The following is a 16,421-nucleotide window of genomic DNA, read 5'->3' on the forward strand; positions in this document are numbered from 1 at the left end:
GCAGGTACGAACGGCTCATCCCGAGCGGTTCGAACAGCCGGCGGGCGAACTCGGCGGCCAGCGATCTGCCCGCCACCTTCTCGATGATCAAACCGAGGAGCGTGTAGTTGGTGTTGGAGTAGTGGTACTTCTCTCCCGGCTCTCCGGTGCGAGGCTGGTCGCGTGACATCTTCACCAGGTCGAGCGGCGGGTAGTAGGTCGTGAAGTCGTAGAGATCGACCAGCTTGCCGTCGAACCAGTTGGGGATGCCCGAGGTGTGCCGCAGCAACTGGCGTACGGTGATCTCGCCGGCCCGTGCCACGGCGTCCTGTTCGGCCACCTCCGGCAGGAGGTCGGCCAGCTTGTCCTCCAGGTCGATCTTGCCCTCCTTGACCAGCTGGAGCACCACGACCGCCGTCAGCCGCTTCGTCTGCGACCCGATCCGGTAGCGGGAGTCGCTGGGGATCCGACCTCCCTTGCCGTCGATCAGGCGCGAGCCGGCCGAGCCCTCGCCGACGCGCTTCCCGTCGACGTACACCTCCCCGATGGCCCCTACGACACCGGCGGTCCCGGCAAGGGACCGCATCGCTTGTTGAACGTCCCCCAGCTCGGGCCTCAGCCCTGACGCGGCGGCGGTGGCGGGCGCGGCGGCGACGCTCAGCGTCAGCACGGCGCAGGCCAGACCGGCCACGCGGACCGATAGAGCGTGAATCATCGATGATCCTTTCCTCGAGGGAATATCCCGGAGGCACCGGCCGAGACCCTGAGGGTCTCGGCGGCGACCGTTCGAAACCCTCTTTGTAAGGGGGCGGGCGTTTCCTCACTGTTTCCGCAGGAGACGATGAACGACCATGACCGGCGCTTGGTGGTGGGACCTGGTGATCGGCCTAGCGGTCGCGCTCGTCGTCGCGCTCGCGCGTCGACCGGCCGTGCGTGTGGTTGGTGAACAGGTCGCGGTCCAGTTCCTGTTGGGGTGGATTGGGTGTCGTGCACTGTCGTGTGAGCGCGATGTTCATGTGGGTGTGCCCTTTCGTGGGGGAGCGACGGTGCGGTCTGGAACATGAAGCAAAGCCTGCGGCGTCCGTCTCCTGTCGGTGTCGTACCCCGGCTGTACTGTGTCCGCCATGTCAGAGCGTGAGACGTCCGTGGTGTCAGCGCCGTTCGGCGACGCGAAGGGGTGGGGCCTGCGATGGGCTTGGCGGTCGACCGGGGAAGTAGCGTCCATACCGCCCCTCGGGCAGGCGTCTTATGGTGACGTGTTCACGGTTGCCATTGCGGTCCTCGACGGTCGGCCCGTTGTCGTCTCCACCTCTCGCGACGGCTCGTTATGGTTGTGGGACCTCGCCACCCGGCAACAGATCGGTGGCCCGCTCACCGGGCATACGGGCCCGGTGTACGGACTTGCCACCGCAACGCTCGACGGTCGGCCAGTCGCCGTCTCTGCCAGCAACGACAAGTCGGCACGAGTGTGGGACCTCACCACGGGCCAGCAGATCGGCAGCCCGTTCACGGCGCACGACGCGATCGTGCGAGGGGTCGCAACAACCACGCTCCACGGCCGGCCAGCGGCGGTCACCGGCGGCTTCGACGGTGCGGTGCGGGTGTGGGACCTGGCCACCGGTGAACAATTCGGTGAACCGTTCACCGGCCACGCCTACATGGCGACGAAAGTGGCCACGGCCGAGCTGGACGGCAGGACGGTGGTGGTGTCGAGCGGCTCCCTCGGGCAGATACTGGTATCGGATCTGGCCACTGGTGAACAGCTCGGTGAACCGATCACCGCTCATAAGGACAGCGTGTCCACACTGGCCACCGCCACGCTCGACGGTCGGCCGGTGGTCGTCACCGGAGGCGAATACGACGGCACGGTGCGAGTGTGGGACCTGACCACCCGTCAGTTGATCGGTGAACCTTGGGCAGGCCATGAGCGGGGGGTGGGCGACATCACTTTCACCATGCTCGACGGCCGGCCAGTGGCGGTCACCGCGGGTGTCGACCGCACCGTGCGGCTCTGGGACTTCACCACCGGGAAGCAATTACACGTCTTCACCGGGCACACCGACTTCGTGTGGTCGGTCGACCTGACCGTGCTCGACGGCCGACCGGTCGCCGTCACGGGCAGCAGCGACGGCACGGTGCGGGTGTGGGACCTGCGGTTCGGGCTGGAGGCCGCGAAGTCCGCCGTCGGCCACCGCCGGCAGGTGCGGGCGGTGACCACAGCCGTGGTCGACGGACAGCCGGTGGTGGTCACCGGCGGCGACGACCACAGCGTCCGCCTGTGGGACCTGACCTCGGGTCGGCCGTTCGGGCAGCCGCTCACGGGGCACACCGGCCCGGTGCGGGCGCTCGCCACCGCCGTCGTCGACGACCGCATCGTTGCCGTCACCGGCGGCGACGACTGCACCGTCCGAATCTGGGATCTGGCCGCCGGCAAGCAACTCGGCGCTTCGTTGACCGGCCACACCGCCGCCGTCAGCTCGGTCGCCACGTCTTCGGCCACCGGGCAGCCCTTCGCTGTGACCGCCGGTGCCGACAAGACCGTACGGGTGTGGAATCTCGCCACCGGTGAGCAGGTCGGCGCGCCCGGCGTCAGCCACCATCGCTGGGTCCGCGCCGTCGACACTGCCGTGGTCGACGGCACGCCCGTCTCCGTGGCCGGTTCCTTCCACGGTGCCCTCCGGGTTCGAGGGCTGGCCACCAACAGGAAGATCAGTGCCCCTTCTCTTCAACGTCACGGCCCGCCCGTGCGGCAGCTCGCCACCACCGTGGTCGGTGGTCAGCCGGTCGCCCTGACCGCGAGCGAGGTGAACTGGAACCGGGAAGGGGACGTGCCGGTGCGGCTGTGGGAGCTGACCACGGGTCGGCTCCTCGGCAAACTGCCTGCCGTCAACGTGCAGATACTCACGGTGGCATCGGTGTACGGCCACCCCGTCGCCGTGACCGCGAGTGGCCCTGTGGCGGAGGTGTGGGACCTCACCACTCGCCGGCAGATCGGTCCCCGCCTTCACGTCCCCGAGGCTGTGACAGCCATTGCCGTGGACGAGGCCGGGCACATCGTCGTCTGCTTTGGCAGGGACTATACGTTCTTCGGCAACGGCGTCGCCGTGTTCGGGGGCGAGTAAGAGCCACGCAGAGAGTGCAGTTGGTGTCACATGATGTGACGCCCCGTGAGTGCAGGTCGAACAACGAGTGGGTGGAATTGGACCGATTGCACCCCCGTCGGCAGATCCGATCAGGACGCAGTCGTCACCTGCGCAAACAGCGCACCGATCCAATCGGATCCGATCCAGACTTACGCCTCCCCTTCTCGCCCCTAGGATGGCGCGAAGACCCCCGTCACCCGGCCCGCCGAAGGCGACATCATGGCCCTGCTCAATCGCGCGGATCCGCGACGAGGTCGCCGAGATCCGTTCCGCTGTAGAGGCCATGCGTGTGCAGGACGGGGCTTTCCTGGGCGAGGTCGCCGACTCCCTGGGGCGTGAGGCTCTGCAACTGGAGCGCGTCAACGAGGCCGACGGCCCGGTCGAGCTGGACTCGCGGGACGACACCCGAGAGCAGAGCGGCTACGCCCCCACCAGCGCGCGCCGGGCCCTGCTCATCGCCCGCGCCTTCACCAGCGGCCACCCCGCGGACGCCGGACACGGCTGACCGCATCTACCTGCGGCGCTCCACCAACAAACAGACCGGCGCCCGCCAGCGGCACGCCCTGGCTGCCCTCCTGGCCGCCGGCACCCCCGCCTACGAAGGCCCTGCCACCTCCAGCCGCCTGCTCTCCCTCGACCGCGCCGGGTTCGCCAAGCTGCTGCACGAGGCGGGCGTGGGCGACACCACCCGTATCGCCGACGCCGCCCGCCTGTTCCGCTCGGTTGCCGCCGTCCTCGCCCTGCGCCCGGTGCTCCTCCGCCGTGGCCTGCCCTGCGCGTCGATTCCGGCCTGCTGTCCGGCATCGACCTGGCCAGCGACGACGCCGGTCCTCTCGCGCCATGATGGACCCGCGCGTGTGACCGTTGTCGGCTATGCCATGTTATGTGCGTTTCATGCATTGGTGCTGACGTTTACCACCTATTGGTCGTTGGTCTTCCTTGAAGCGGTAAGCATCGATGGCAGGGGTATCACAGTGCTTCTGATCACGTAGGGGGTGATCAGAGTGAGCTGGTGGCAGCGTAGCTCGATCAGGACCCGTCTGGCCGCGGTCGCGAGCGCCGTCGCCGCGTTGCTGTGCGCTGCCATGGCGGTGTTCATCGTGGTGGTGGTCCGTCAGGCGACCATCGACCGCCGGACCGACCAGCTTTTCGCCGAGGCCGTGATCCTGGGCGCGCAGATGCGGCAGCGCATCCCCGACCTGCGCGGAAGCGGCCCCGGGCAGGCGATCCAGGTGTTCGACCCGGCCGGCGCCATGGTCGCGGCCACCCGCGACATGGCGGACAAGCCGCCGATGACGGACCTGAACCCCGATCCCGACGCCTATGCCGCCACCACCTCGTGCGACGGCAGAATCTTCCCCGGCCGGTGCATGATCGTGCTCGCCTACCCCTTCCACCGTCAGGACGGCGTATGGGAGCTGGACATGGCCATCCCCCACACCCCCTGGTACGTCGGCCCGGAGCTGATCATCCCGCTGGCCACCGGCTGCGTGCTGCTGGTCGCGACCACCGCCGTGAGCAGCTACCGGATCGTGGGCAAGACCCTGCGACCCGTGGACGCCATCAGCGGCCACCTCGCCCAGATCACCGATTCCAGCAACCTGCGGCACCGGGTGCCCGTGCCGAAGTACCGCGATGAGCTGCGCAATCTGGCCGAGACCGCGAACCGGACGCTGGAACGCGCCCAGGCCGCCGTGGAGAAACAACTCCGCTTCGCCTCCGATGTCTCCCACGACCTGCGCAACCCGCTGACCGCCATGCACATCCGCATCGAGGAGGCGCTGCTCGACCCGCACCGGACGGACTGGCCGCGGACCGCCGACGCGTTGCAGGACAGCGTGGAACGCATGCAGGCCATGGTCCGCGACCTGCTGCAGGTGGCCCGGCTGGACGCGGGCGTCACCTGCCGGCACGAGCCGATCGACCTGACCGAGCTGGTGGCCGGCGAGATGGAACGCCGCCCCGCCAAGGCCGACCTGCGCCACCGGCTCACGCCCGGCGTGATGGTGGACGGCTCGCGTACCGAGCTGACGCGGCTGCTGAACAACCTGCTCGACAACGCCGAACGGCACGCCGCCTCCTCCGTCACCGTCACCCTGACACAAGAGGCCACCGGCGCGGTGCTGGAGGTGCGCGACGACGGCGAAGGAATCGCCCCCGAGCATCGAGAGGTCGTCTTTCAGCGGTTCACCCGCCTGGAGGCCTCTCGCACCAGGGACCCCGGCGGCACCGGCCTCGGACTGCCGATCGCCCGGCAGATCGCCCAGGCCCACGAGGGCACCCTGACCGTGCAGGACAGCCCCAGCGGGACCCGGTTCGTCCTGCGCCTGCCCGCCCGTACCAGGTCCTTGACGCCGCCGGAGTGAGCAGGACTGGTCGATCCGCAACGTCTCGACACCGGACGCGTCCGCGCTGAGCGCGGTACGCGGCGAGGCGCTCAGCATGATCGCGGGGTCGTGGTGGAACATTCGCTGTGCGACCGTGTGGGTTCCCCATGAGGTACGCGACGCACGGCCACTCGTCACCGGCCAGGCTCATGAGAGGCGTGGCACGTGCGTCTCGTAGTCGTTCATCGCCTCGCCCGAAGCCCTCATGGCATTCCTCCGCCACCGACTCCAAGGCCGAGAACAGATGTCAAGGATCAATCTGAGGTGGGTGGCGACGGTGGGCGCTCATCTTCGCCATCGGAGAGGGCAGCCTGCGGACCCGCAGACGCACGCTGGCGGGCCGCCCCTGTGACAGCTCGACACCACGAGCCTTCGGCACCCGAGGTGACCGCGGTCGCCTCGTTGCGCGGCCGCGGTCACCTCAGGTTGTCAGCGCAGGTTGTCAGCGCAGGTTGTCAGCGCAGGTTGAACGCGCGGAGCGCGGTCTGCTTGACGCGGTTGCCGGCCGCGTCCCACGCCTCCACCTTCAGGCTCACCGCACCCTTGGTGTCGCGGAAGGCCGGGTACCTGGCGCTGGCGGTGTAGGTGCCGTCCCTGCCCCGCCTGAGGTCGGCGGGCTGCCAGGTGGCGCCGTCGTCGGTGCTCGTCCAGAGCCGTACGCCCGCGATCGCCGGCGGCTTCGCCCCCGAAGGCCCGTGGTACGCCTCCAGCTCGAAGGTGTGCCTGCGCCCGGCCGCGACCGTGTTCTCGCTGGACAGGGTGTCACCGAGGTCGTAGCTGACGTAGACGGCGGGCACGCTGCGGCACTGCTCGACGGGCCCGTCGATCCACCAGGAGAAGCAGTTGACGCTCGGACGCGCCGGGTCCTCGCCCGGCGGGGCGGTGAACGTCCACTCGATGTCCTGCAGGTCGTTCTTGGCCGTCAGCCGGTAGGTGGCCTCCTCCTCGGGCAGCGGGTAGCGCGGCAGCCGGTCGAACGGCTCGGCGGGCGCGTTCGGGATCTCCTTGCCGTCGCGGTAGAGGTGCAGTTCGTACCGTGGCTGGATGTCGCCGAACACGACGCCGTCGTCACGCCGGTCCCCGACCCCGCTGACCATCGACGGGGTCACCCAGAGGTTGCCGTCGTGCACGCAGATCGAGCAGTTCAGCCCGATCGGGAGCTTCTTGAGCGGAGCGGCGGCCGGATCGCTCAGCTTGTACACCTTGTCCGAGGCGGTCGAGGCGCCCGGCGTGCTCGGCATGGCGAACCATTCCTGACTGGTGGTTCCCGGCTTGTCGAACACGTCGACCCGGAAGCGGGTCTCCTCGGCCTCCGCACCCGGTTCGGACGGCAGCAGCCCGGACAGGCCCGCCGAGCTGAGGATCTCGGGGTCGAGCGGCCAGACCCACTGGGACCTGCGGTTCGGCAACGGGTAGGACCAGTGCAGCAGGTTCGTGTTGGTGACCGTGTACGTGACGTCGTCGGTCTTCCACGAGTGCCGCCAGTTCATGTACTTCGTGTACGGCCCCGCGTGCACGTCCATGTCGACCTGGTGGAGCTGGCGATCGGTGATCTTGTAGCTCATCGAGTCGGGGATCCGGCCCTCACCGTACGGCTTGAACACGTAGGAGTACGGCGTGTTCGGCGTGCCCACGGTCTGGATGGTGACCGGGCCGCGCGCCACCGCCTCGCGCACCTTGACGCCCTCGGCGTTCGAGACGTACGCGACGGGGAGGCCGACCGGCAGCATGGGGCCGGTGAACGGCTTCTGCGAGATCGCCAGCGGGATCGCGCAGCCGGAGGGCGCCTCGTTGAAGGCCAGGATGCCGGCGGCGCCGGCGTCCCTGATCGGGCCGACCCGCTCGACCTGAAGGCCGCACTCCGGCCCCATGACGCCTTCGGCCATCTCGGCGTCGACCAGCACGAGCGCGCCGCGCAGGTCCTTGCCCGCGAGATCCTCCGGACGGCCCTTGCCGCCGTCGACCACCCGCGACTCCTTCGTGCCCTCGAAGGGGACGTAGCCGCGGTGGATCTCCCCCGAGTCGACCATGTGGACCCTGGTCACCGGATGCAGGGTCGTGGGCTTCTTCGACGTGCGCATGGTCATGCTGACCTCGGGCACGCCCAGCTCCCACTGGCCGGTGAAGCGGAAGGCACCCTTGGTGACCTTCTTGGTCGGCAGCGCCCACACCTTCTCCCACGACGCGATGGGGCGGCCGGCGGTCAGAGTGCCGCCGTAGACCTGGCCGTTGGGCAGGGTCCGCTGGAAGAAGAGGTCGTAGTGGTTGTTCAGCGGTTCCGCGGTCTTCGGAACGTCGAACTTGATCTCCGTGGCCTTGCGCGCGTCCAAGGTGATCTCGGTGTCGCCGTTGATGGTCAGCTCGGGGTCGAACAGCCAGCCCCGGTTGGACCGGTCGTCACCGTCCACCCAGGCCAGCACGCTCAGCACGCTGACGGTGCCCGCGGGGACCCTGGTCACGACCACGCCCACGTCGCTCACGTGATACGGGCCCAGCTCGCCCTTGGTCCCGTCGACGTCCACGACGCTCATGGCCTCGGGGGTGCGCGGCTTGCCGTCCCGGTCCAGGGTGCGGATGGTCAGGTCGAACTTGGGCACGTCGCGCACCGCCCCCACCGGTGTGGTGAGCCGGACGCCGTCGGCCTCGGCCGTCACCGCCCCGCTGTGCGTCCCGAGGCCGAGCCCGGCCGGGTCGAGGGTGACGGTGGTGGCGGCCGTGCCGCCCGCGGGGATCGTCAGCGTCGCGTCCGCGACGCTGAGCTTCGCGTCGCCGCTCATCGCCGCCCTCAGCACGAGCGTGACCGGCTGGTCGCCCAGGTTGGTGTACGAGACCTGTCCCGTCCTGGCCGCTCCGGAGTCGTCGAGCAGCCCGAAGTCCACGCTGCCGGTGGCGGCGAAGACCTGCTGCTGGATCGCCCGCTCCAGGTCCACCCGGCCCGCGCCCTGCTCGTACACGGTGAAGCCGTCGTCCTTGGCGGTGGACATCAGCGCGGCCTTGAGCTGCTGCGCCGTCCAGTCCGGGTGCCGCTGCGCCATGATCGCGACGGCGCCGGCCACGTGCGGGGTGGCCATGGACGTGCCGTTGGCACTGGTGTAGCGCTCGTTCACCGGGGAGCCCATGACGGTGCCCGACGCCCGCGCGGCCACGATGTCCACGCCCGGCGCCGCGATGTCCGGCTTGAGTGCGCCGTCCTCGATGCGCGGCCCGCGGCTGGAGAATCCGGCGAGCCGGTCGTTCTTGTCCACCGCCGCGACGGTCAGCGCCGCGTCGGCCGCGCCCGGCGCGCTCACGCTCTCCGGGTTCGAGAGGTTGCCCGCGGCGATCACGAACAGCGTGCCGGTCTCGGCGGTCAGGTCGTCGACGGCCTGGCTGAGCGGGTCGGTGCCGTCGCTGGGGTTGCCGCCGAGGCTCATGCTGACGGCCTTGGCCCCGCTGCGCGCGGCCCACTCCATGCCCTCGATGATCCACGACTCCAGGCCGGAGCCCGAGTTGTCGAGCACCTTGCCGACGGCCAGCCGCACGCCGGGGGCGACGCCCTTGTACCTGCCGTCCGAGGCGGCGCCGCTGCCCGCGATCGTCGAGGCGACGTGGGTGCCGTGCCCGTGCCCGTCCTGGACGGGCTGGTCGGGGACGAACGACCGGCTGTCGGCGATCTTCCCGGCGAGGTCGGGGTGGCCGGTGTCCGCGCCGGTGTCCAGGACCGCGACCGTCACCCCGGTCCCGTCGTAGCCCGCCTCCCACGCCTTGGGCGCGCCGATCATCGGTACGCTCACGTCCAGGTCGGCCTTGACCTTGGCGTCCAGCCAGATCTTGGCGATGCCGCCGCGCAGCGTGGCCGCGGTCCCGGCCGGCCCTTGCTGCTGGGCGCGTACGGCCGCCCAGAACGTGCCCGCCTCCGCCTTCTCGACGTCGAGGGCCGAGGCGTGGATGCTGTCCAGCGTCTGGGTGGGCTCGCTGGCGGGGACGGCGGCGGCCGAGCGCTTGATCGACGCCTCGGACTGCTCCTTGGGATACTGGACGATGACCGGCAGCCGCTTGGTCACGTCGTCGGCGTAGCCGTTCTCCGCCAGATACTTGACGTCGAACAACCGCCTGTCCAGCAGCCCCGACTGGACGGCGGCCAGCGCGTCGTCCGGCAGGACGAAGACGCCGTCCGGGGTGAACTGGGTGAACAGGTTGACCGGACCGCCACTGCTCTGGCGCGTGCCGGAGGCGGGGTCGACGCGATACTTGCCCGCGACGTCCTGGGTCAGCCGGACCTTGTCACCGGTGATCAGCGTGACGACGACCTCCTTGGCGCGGACACCGGTCAGGGCGACGGTCCGCGTCCCGTCCTGGGTGGCCGAGGAGGCGGCGGGGGTGGGGGCGGTCGGCTCGGAGGCGGAGGCGGGGACGGTCGCCAGTCCCATGATCAACGTGGTGGTCGCCACGGTGGTCATCAGGGTGGCGGTGCCGGTGCGGCGCGCTAACGGGGGGCGGGGCAGTGCCATGGTGGCCTTTCTGGGAGGGGGGTTCAGACGGGCTCGAAGCCGTCGGGAGGCCGGGACGGTTCCTGCGCCTCGACGTGAACGGCGTCGGCGGGTCCGGCAGGTTCGTCGGGGCCGGATATGGGGTCGGGACCGGAACCGGACGCGAGGTCAGGGCCGGGCGCGAGATCAGGTGCAGGGCCTGGACGGAGGTAAGGGGCGGGGCCGTCCGGGTCCGGCTCGCCGGGGTCGGTTGCGGTTTCGGGCATGCCGGAATTGTGGCGGCAGCCGGATGGGGTGGGGTATGGGGTGCCCTATGGGGAAAAATCCCCAATTGCGGGATTTAGTGGTGCGGGGGGAGGTGGCGGGCCAGCTCCGTCCGCGACCGCGCGCCGACCTTGCGCATGGCCGCGCTCACATGCTTGTCCACGGTCTTCGGCGACAGGAACAGCTCCCGGGCGATCTGCTGGTTGGTCAGCCCTTCGGCCGCGAGCCGGGCCACCTGTTCCTGGCGGGCCGACAGCACCTGGTCGCCGCCCTGCCGCACCGGCCCACTCCACTCTGGCCCATTCCGCACCGGCCCACTCCACATCGGCCCATTCCAGGCCGACCCATGCTGCGCGGGCCCGTTCTGTGTGGAGCCGTCCTGCGCGAGGCGGTTTCGTGCGGGTGTGGGCGGGCGGATACCCCACTTGCGGCCCAGGCCGGACGCGCGGTCCAGGTCCCAGCGCGCGCCGAGACCCGCGTACGCCGTGACTGCCCGGCCGAGCCGGGTGGCGGCGGCCGGGTCGTCCAGGGCGAAGAGGCAGGCGGCGGCGTGCTCGTTCGCCTGCGCGGCCTCGTACAGCGCCGGGAGCCGCTCGAACGCGTCCGCCGCGGCGGCGAACTCGTCCGCCGCCTCCTCCCAGCGGGCGCCATTCGCGGCCAGCAGGCCGCGGGCCTGCGCCAGAGCCGGTACGGCCAGCGGCGCGTCCAGCCCGGCCAGCCGGGACGCGTGCTGCGCGACCACGTCCGCGGCCTCCGCCGCGCGGCCCGCCGCCAGCAGCGCCTCGGTCAGCGCGGGCAGCGTACGGACGGACACCGGCCACAGGCCGCCCGCCTCCCAGTGGTGCGCCGCCTCGGCGGCCGTCGCGATCACCGGCTCCGGCTCGCCCCGGGCGGCGGCCAGCCTGAGCAGCATGGTCAGCGGCAGGACGAGATCGTCGAACTGCCCGCGCGCGTGGGCCACGGCGATCGCGTCGAGCAGCGGTGGGAGCGCGGCCTCCTGGCGGCCCTGGGCCGCGGACAGGCAGGCGGTGACGATGTCCACCAGGTTGCGTTCGTGCGGTTCGTCGCCGAAGTGGTCGCGCAGCTCCCCCAGCCGCGCGGCCAGCCCGTCCCATGAGCCCGCGACGTAGTCGGCGGCGGCCAGGTTCACCAGGCAGCGGAGTTCGATCCGCCCTCGCAGGTCGGGCTCGGCGCCGTCCTCGATCGCCGCGGTCAGCAGGCGGTGGCCCTCGCGGTGGTGCCCGCTGAACAGGGCCGCGCCGCCGATGGAACGGTAGGCGTTCACCTCGCGGCGCAGCAGCCCGCGCCCGCCGGTCTCCCGCCGCAGGTCGTCCACCAGCTCGGCCCAGCGCGGATCGCCGACCTCCACGAAGATCATCGCGATCTTGCCGAGCACCAGCATCCGCATGGCGGGGTCGGCGACGGCGGGCAGGGTGGCGAGCGCCCGCTCCAGCCACGTCCTGCCCTCGTCGAGCGGCAGCCGGCCGCCCGGACGGCCCACTCCGACCATGGCCCAGGCGGCCAGTCCCGGCTGGTCGCCCAGGTCGTCGACGGCCTGGGCGAAGGGGGCCCAGGAGAGGGCGGCGTCGGTGCGGGTGCGTTCCAGGACCAGGGCGAGCAGGAAGCGGAGCGTGCCGCGGAGGGGGCGGGGCACGTCCTGCTCCAGCGCGGCGTCGACGAGGTCGGCGATGGGCGGGAGGTGCAGCAGTTCGAGCGCCGCCCAGCCGAGCTTCACCGTCAGCTCCGCCCGCCGGGCCGGGGGCGGGTCGGTGTGCCGCAGCACGTCCTCCAGCAGGCGCGCGGCCTCGGCGTCGTCGCCCAGGCGGACGGCCTGGTCGGCCGCCTCGACGGCGGCCTCCGCCCACTGCCCGGCCCGGCCGGCCTGGCGCAGGTGGTGCGCGAGACGTCCGAGCGGCACCGGCCGCAGCCTCCGTACGGTGTCCGCGGCGTCGGCGTGCAGCGCCTGGCGGCGGCCGAGCGGGATGGCCTCGTGGACCGCCTGCGCGGCCAGCACGTGCCGGAACCCCACCAGGCCGTCGCTCTCCGCGAGCAGCCCCGAGCCGAGCACCTCGTCGAACGCCTCGGTGTCGCCCGCGGCCAGCAGGCCGACGGGCACCGGCACCTGCAGGACGGCGGCCCGTTCCGCCACCTCCCTGGCCCCGCCGGAGAGCCCGGCGACCCGTTCCTGCACCGAGACGCGTACCCCGCTCGGCACGTCCAGCTCGTCGAGCGCCCTGCGCGCCCAGCCGCCCTCCCACCTGATGAGCGTCCCGCGGGCGCGCAGCAGCGCGAGCAGCTCCTGCACGGCCAGCGGCAGCCCGGACGCCCTGACGCACAGGTGCTCGGCGAACTCGGCCGTCACCTCGTCGGCCCCGAGGATCGCCGAGGCCATGACCCGGGTCTGGGCGGGGTCGAGGGGCGGCAGCACCAGGTGTTCGCCGCTGATCGCGTCGGAGGTGCGCGCGGTGATCGCGCGTACCGCGGCGGGCGCCTCCTCCCCCCGGTACGTCAGCACCACCCGGAGCGTGCCCGGCAGCACGGACATCAGGTAGGTCAGGAACTCGACCGTCTGCCCGTCGGCCCAGTGCAGGTCCTCGACGACCAGGACGGCCGGGCCGAGCGCGGCCAGCACCTCGACGAGCCCGCGGAAGACCCGGTGCCGCTCGGCCGCCCGGTCGTCCAGCGGCGGCGGCGTCTCCGGCAGCACGGCGGCCAGCTCGGGCAGCAGCTCGCGCAGGTCTCCGGCGACCGGCGACAGGTCCGCCCCCGCCAGATCGGGCGCGAGTCCCCGCAGCGCCTCGACGATCGGCCCCAGCGGGAACGGTTCCCTGATCTGCACGCAGGCCCCGCCGAGCACCCGCAGGCCCGCCACCGCCGATCCGCCGAGCAGCTCGGCCACCAGGCGCGACTTGCCGATGCCGGCCTCGCCCTCGATCACGGCCAGGGCGGGGGCCGTCGCGACGAGCGCGGCCAGCCGCGCGAGCTGCCTCTCCCGTCCCACGAGAACCGGGGAGACCACCCGCCCTGCCTGCATCCGATCATTCAACTGCACGCGAGGTATCAGATCAACGCCGCCCCCGCGCGGGCGGGACAGGGCTCGACGCCGACGAGGTAGTGGGGCGAGGGTCTGACCAGTACGTCAGATGTTGACGACCTCGCGTCAGATCTTGCATCGCTCCAGACAGATGCAGAACGTACGCGTCCGACTACATGCTGTGACAGGGCCGGAACGCGGCCCCGCCAACACCGTCAGGAGGACGACGATGAAGAGAACGACACACAGGACCAGGGCCGCCGCGCTCGCGGGCGCGATCGCGCTCGTCACGCTCGCCTGCACCACCCCGCCCGCCACCGCGCAGGCGAGGGCCGGCGACATCTGCCTGTGGAGCGGGCGCAACTACTCGGGGGCGCACTGGTGCTGGAACCCGGGCAACGGCTACGTGGACGTGCCGCCAGCGCTGCACGACAACGTGGGCTCCTTCCAGGCCCACGCCGACGGGTGCTTCATCAACTGGATCCACGTACCCGACCGCAAGGAGACCCGCATCGTGCGCAACGGCGACTACCGCCGGGTGTACGACAACGACTTCGGCGGCAAGATCGACGCCGTGGCTCCGCGCTGCTGACGCCGTAGCCGAGCGGAACGCCGCCTGCCCACCGGGCGGGCGGCATTCCTCGTCACGGGGCGGGGCGGCGCGGCGCGGTGCCACACCCCCGCCACCGCAGGGCGGCGCCACGCCCCCGCCACCGTCCGGATCGGGCGTCAGCCGGTCGCGGGCTGGAGTTCGTGCTCTTCCGACGCGGCCTTCTCGTCGTAGTCGGAACGGGCGGCGGAGATCTCCTGCTGGTGCTCCTCGGTCCAGATCACCAGCGACGTGATCACCTCGTGCAGCGAGATGCCGAGCGGGGTCAGCTCGTACTCCACGCGGGGCGGCACCACCGGGTAGACGGTGCGCCGGACGAGCCCGTCCCGCTCCAGGTGGCGCAGCGTGACCGTGAGCATCCGCTGGCTGACGCCGTCGACCGCGCGGCGGAGTTGCGTGAACCGCATCTTCCTGCGGTCGAGGAGGGCGATCACCAGCAGCGACCACTTGTCGGCGACCCTGTCGAGGATCTGCCGTACGTCGCAGTCGGCTCGGACGTCCCACTGTCTGGCCTGGTCATCCTCGGTTCCCGTGCAGTAACCGAGTGCCTTTGAAGTGCCGTCTTCCATAGCTCCCCATGGTGACGCAAGATTCCTTTGTTACCAAACAGAACCATGGGAGAGATTCCTGTGACCGATACCGTTCAATCCCCCTCGTCGTCGCTGCGACTGACGCCCCGCTCCTGGGGAATGTTGTTCGTCCTGTGCGGGGCGATCTTCCTCGAGGGCATCAACGTCGCCATGCTCAACGTGGCGCTGCCCGCCATCCGAAGCGACCTCGGCCTGTCCACCGGCGAACTGCAGTGGGTGATCAGCGCCTACGTCCTGGGCTACGGCGGGTTCATGCTGGTCGGAGGCAGAGCCGCCGACCTGTTCGGCCGCCGCCGGATGTTCCTGATCTGGCTCGGGGTCTTCCTCGTCGTCTCCGCCCTGGGCGGGTTCGCCACCGAGGGCTGGATGCTCATCGCCGCCCGATTCGTGGCGGGCGTCGCCGCGGCGGTCATGACCCCGGCGGGGCTTTCGATCATCACCACCAGCTTCCCCGAAGGGCCGCAGCGCAACCAGGCGCTCCTGGTCTACTCCGGCACCGCGGCCGGCGGCTTCTCGCTCGGGCTGGTGCTCGGTGGCCTGCTGGCCATCGTGGACTGGCGGCTGGTGCTCTTCGCGCCCGCCGTGCTGGCCCTGGTCATCCTCGTCCTGGCCGTGCCGCTGATCCCCGCCGCTCCCGCGGAACGTTCCAGCGAACGGGGCGTGGACGTGCTCGGCGCGCTCACCATCACCGCCGCCATCATGCTGCTGGTGCTGGGCGTCGAACGGGCCGCCCACGCGAGCGCCGCGTGGACCGTCGGGACCCTCGCGGCCGGACTCGTCCTCATCGTGTTGTTCATCATGATCGAGCGCAGGTCCGCCGCTCCCCTGCTGCGCCTGGGCATGCTGCGCTCCGCGCCGCTGGTACGGGCGAACCTGGCCGGCCTGCTGTTCGCCGGCGCCTTCTTCGGCTTCCAGTTCATCGCGGTGCTCTACCTGCAGGAACTGCGCGGCTGGAGCTCGCTGGAGACCAGCCTGGCCATGCTCGCCATCGGCGCGGACGCCATCCTCGCCCCGACGCTCACCCCCAAGCTGGTCAACCGCTTCGGCAACGCCAAGGTCATCGTGGCCGGGCTGGTCCTGGCCCTGCTGTCGTACGTGTTGTTCCTGCCGATCGGGCTGGACACCGTCTACCTCGCCATGTTCCCCACGATGATCGTCCTGGGGGTGGCGTTCGCGCTCGCGTACGGGCCGCTGACCATCGTCGCCACCGACGGCGTGGACGAGAGCGAGCAGGGCGTGGCCGGTGGGCTGCTGTACACGTCCTTCCAGTTCGGCGCCGCGCTCGGGCTGGCCGCCAGCACCGCGGTCATCGTCGCCACCACGGCCGGCGGCACCACGGCCGACCTGCTCGACGGCTACCGCGCGGCGCTGGCCGTGCCCATCGTCGCCGCGGTCCTGGCCGCCGTCGTCAGCGCCTTCGGCCTGCGGAAGGGGGCGGCCCGATGACGTCGTTCGCGGAGCTGGAGAGCGAGTTCAACGCCTTCATCGGCACCACGGTCTACGCCACCATGGTCACCATCGACGCCGGCAACCGCCCTCGGACCCGCGTCCTCATCCCCATCTGGGAGAAGGTGGACGGGCGACCGCTCGGCTGGCTGGCCACCTACAAGACCCCCGTCAAGGCGGCCCACCTGGCGGGCAACCCGCACACGTCCTTCTCCTACTGGAAACCGGGCAACAACTCGGTCGCCATCGAGGCCGTGGCCACCTGGGTCGAGGACGTGGAGGTGAAGCGCCACGTATGGGACCTCTACCGCCGTACCAGCCCGCGCGGCGCCGGGTACGAGCTGGGCAACTTCTGGCGATCGCCGGCCGACCCCAAGCTCCATGTCCTTCGCCTCGACCCGTGGCGCATCCAGGTGATCCGCGGCATGGACCTGCGCAGCCGCATCTGGACCGCGCCGCAGGCGTGACCCCGCCCGGAGGCGGGCGGCCCCCGACCGGG

At 71.1% G+C, this 16,421-nt stretch carries 13 protein-coding genes; 7 read left to right on the top strand and 6 right to left on the bottom strand.

What is annotated here, in order from left to right:
* The coding region (locus ACZ6S0_RS44650; protein ID WP_465925630.1) for a serine hydrolase domain-containing protein at positions 1-694 on the bottom strand (694 nt) is incomplete at its 3' end.
* Positions 695-866: 172 nt separating this feature from the next.
* Entirely contained in the window at positions 867-995 is a 129-nt protein-coding gene (locus ACZ6S0_RS44655) for a hypothetical protein (protein WP_465925632.1), read from the bottom strand.
* A 108-nt stretch (positions 996-1,103) separates the two neighbouring features.
* On the opposite strand from ACZ6S0_RS44655, the gene ACZ6S0_RS44660 reads away from it, so the two are divergent.
* The 4 genes from ACZ6S0_RS44660 to ACZ6S0_RS44675 all read left to right on the top strand — a co-directional run bounded on the left by ACZ6S0_RS44660 (position 1,104) and on the right by ACZ6S0_RS44675 (position 5,488).
* A complete protein-coding gene (locus ACZ6S0_RS44660; protein WP_465925634.1) occupies positions 1,104-3,101 on the top strand; it encodes a WD40 repeat domain-containing protein in 1,998 nt (665 codons plus the stop codon).
* 304 nt (positions 3,102-3,405) lie between these two features.
* Entirely contained in the window at positions 3,406-3,627 is a 222-nt protein-coding gene (locus ACZ6S0_RS44665; protein WP_465925807.1) for a hypothetical protein, read from the top strand.
* 10 nt (positions 3,628-3,637) lie between these two features.
* Positions 3,638-4,114 (top strand): recombinase family protein, encoded by a 477-nt coding sequence (locus tag ACZ6S0_RS44670; protein ID WP_465925797.1) that lies wholly within the window; start codon positions 3,638-3,640, stop codon positions 4,112-4,114.
* 12 nt (positions 4,115-4,126) lie between these two features.
* The gene (locus tag ACZ6S0_RS44675; protein ID WP_465925636.1) at positions 4,127-5,488 is read left to right on the top strand and encodes a sensor histidine kinase; all 1,362 of its coding nucleotides are present in this window, start codon (positions 4,127-4,129) and stop codon (positions 5,486-5,488) included.
* Positions 5,489-5,964: 476 nt separating this feature from the next.
* On the opposite strand, the gene ACZ6S0_RS44680 is transcribed toward ACZ6S0_RS44675, so the two are convergent.
* From ACZ6S0_RS44680 to ACZ6S0_RS44690, 3 genes are all read right to left on the bottom strand, one after another.
* Positions 5,965-9,999: a S8 family peptidase gene (locus ACZ6S0_RS44680; protein ID WP_465925638.1), complete on the bottom strand. Its 4,035-nt coding sequence runs from the start codon at positions 9,997-9,999 to the stop codon at positions 5,965-5,967.
* 23 nt (positions 10,000-10,022) lie between these two features.
* Positions 10,023-10,244, bottom strand: a complete 222-nt coding sequence (locus tag ACZ6S0_RS44685) for a hypothetical protein (protein ID WP_465925640.1) — start codon at positions 10,242-10,244, stop codon at positions 10,023-10,025.
* Positions 10,245-10,318: 74 nt separating this feature from the next.
* The gene (locus ACZ6S0_RS44690) at positions 10,319-13,276 is read right to left on the bottom strand and encodes a helix-turn-helix transcriptional regulator (RefSeq protein WP_465925799.1); all 2,958 of its coding nucleotides are present in this window, start codon (positions 13,274-13,276) and stop codon (positions 10,319-10,321) included.
* A gap of 229 nt (positions 13,277-13,505) precedes the next feature.
* Here ACZ6S0_RS44690 and ACZ6S0_RS44695 point away from each other — a divergent pair, with 229 nt between their 5' ends.
* A complete protein-coding gene (locus tag ACZ6S0_RS44695; RefSeq protein ID WP_465925642.1) occupies positions 13,506-13,868 on the top strand; it encodes a peptidase inhibitor family I36 protein in 363 nt (120 codons plus the stop codon).
* Between the two features lie 137 nt (positions 13,869-14,005).
* On the opposite strand, the gene ACZ6S0_RS44700 is transcribed toward ACZ6S0_RS44695, so the two are convergent.
* Entirely contained in the window at positions 14,006-14,455 is a 450-nt protein-coding gene (locus ACZ6S0_RS44700; RefSeq protein ID WP_465925644.1) for a winged helix-turn-helix transcriptional regulator, read from the bottom strand.
* A 60-nt stretch (positions 14,456-14,515) separates the two neighbouring features.
* On the opposite strand from ACZ6S0_RS44700, the gene ACZ6S0_RS44705 reads away from it, so the two are divergent.
* Together ACZ6S0_RS44705 and ACZ6S0_RS44710 are read left to right on the top strand one after the other, a co-directional pair.
* Entirely contained in the window at positions 14,516-15,922 is a 1,407-nt protein-coding gene (locus ACZ6S0_RS44705) for an MFS transporter (protein ID WP_465925646.1), read from the top strand.
* Positions 15,919-16,389: a pyridoxamine 5'-phosphate oxidase family protein gene (locus tag ACZ6S0_RS44710; protein WP_344873933.1), complete on the top strand. Its 471-nt coding sequence runs from the start codon at positions 15,919-15,921 to the stop codon at positions 16,387-16,389. Before ACZ6S0_RS44705 ends, ACZ6S0_RS44710 begins: the two co-directional genes overlap by 4 nt.
* Positions 16,390-16,421 lie beyond the last annotated feature (32 nt).

This window comes from Nonomuraea sp. NPDC051298 (assembly GCF_055586305.1).

Bases quoted from the DNA above. Each gene is read 5' to 3' on its own strand.
- ACZ6S0_RS44655 (WP_465925632.1), bottom strand. From the start codon at position 995: ATGAACATCGCGCTCACACGACAGTGCACGACACCCAATCCACCCCAA.
- ACZ6S0_RS44660 (WP_465925634.1), top strand. From the start codon at position 1,104: ATGTCAGAGCGTGAGACGTCCGTGGTGTCAGCGCCGTTCGGCGACGCG.
- ACZ6S0_RS44665 (WP_465925807.1), top strand. From the start codon at position 3,406: ATGCGTGTGCAGGACGGGGCTTTCCTGGGCGAGGTCGCCGACTCCCTG.
- ACZ6S0_RS44680 (WP_465925638.1), bottom strand. From the start codon at position 9,999: ATGGCACTGCCCCGCCCCCCGTTAGCGCGCCGCACCGGCACCGCCACC.
- ACZ6S0_RS44685 (WP_465925640.1), bottom strand. From the start codon at position 10,244: ATGCCCGAAACCGCAACCGACCCCGGCGAGCCGGACCCGGACGGCCCC.
- ACZ6S0_RS44690 (WP_465925799.1), bottom strand. From the start codon at position 13,276: ATGCAGGCAGGGCGGGTGGTCTCCCCGGTTCTCGTGGGACGGGAGAGG.
- ACZ6S0_RS44695 (WP_465925642.1), top strand. From the start codon at position 13,506: ATGAAGAGAACGACACACAGGACCAGGGCCGCCGCGCTCGCGGGCGCG.
- ACZ6S0_RS44700 (WP_465925644.1), bottom strand. From the start codon at position 14,455: ATGGAAGACGGCACTTCAAAGGCACTCGGTTACTGCACGGGAACCGAG.
- ACZ6S0_RS44710 (WP_344873933.1), top strand. From the start codon at position 15,919: ATGACGTCGTTCGCGGAGCTGGAGAGCGAGTTCAACGCCTTCATCGGC.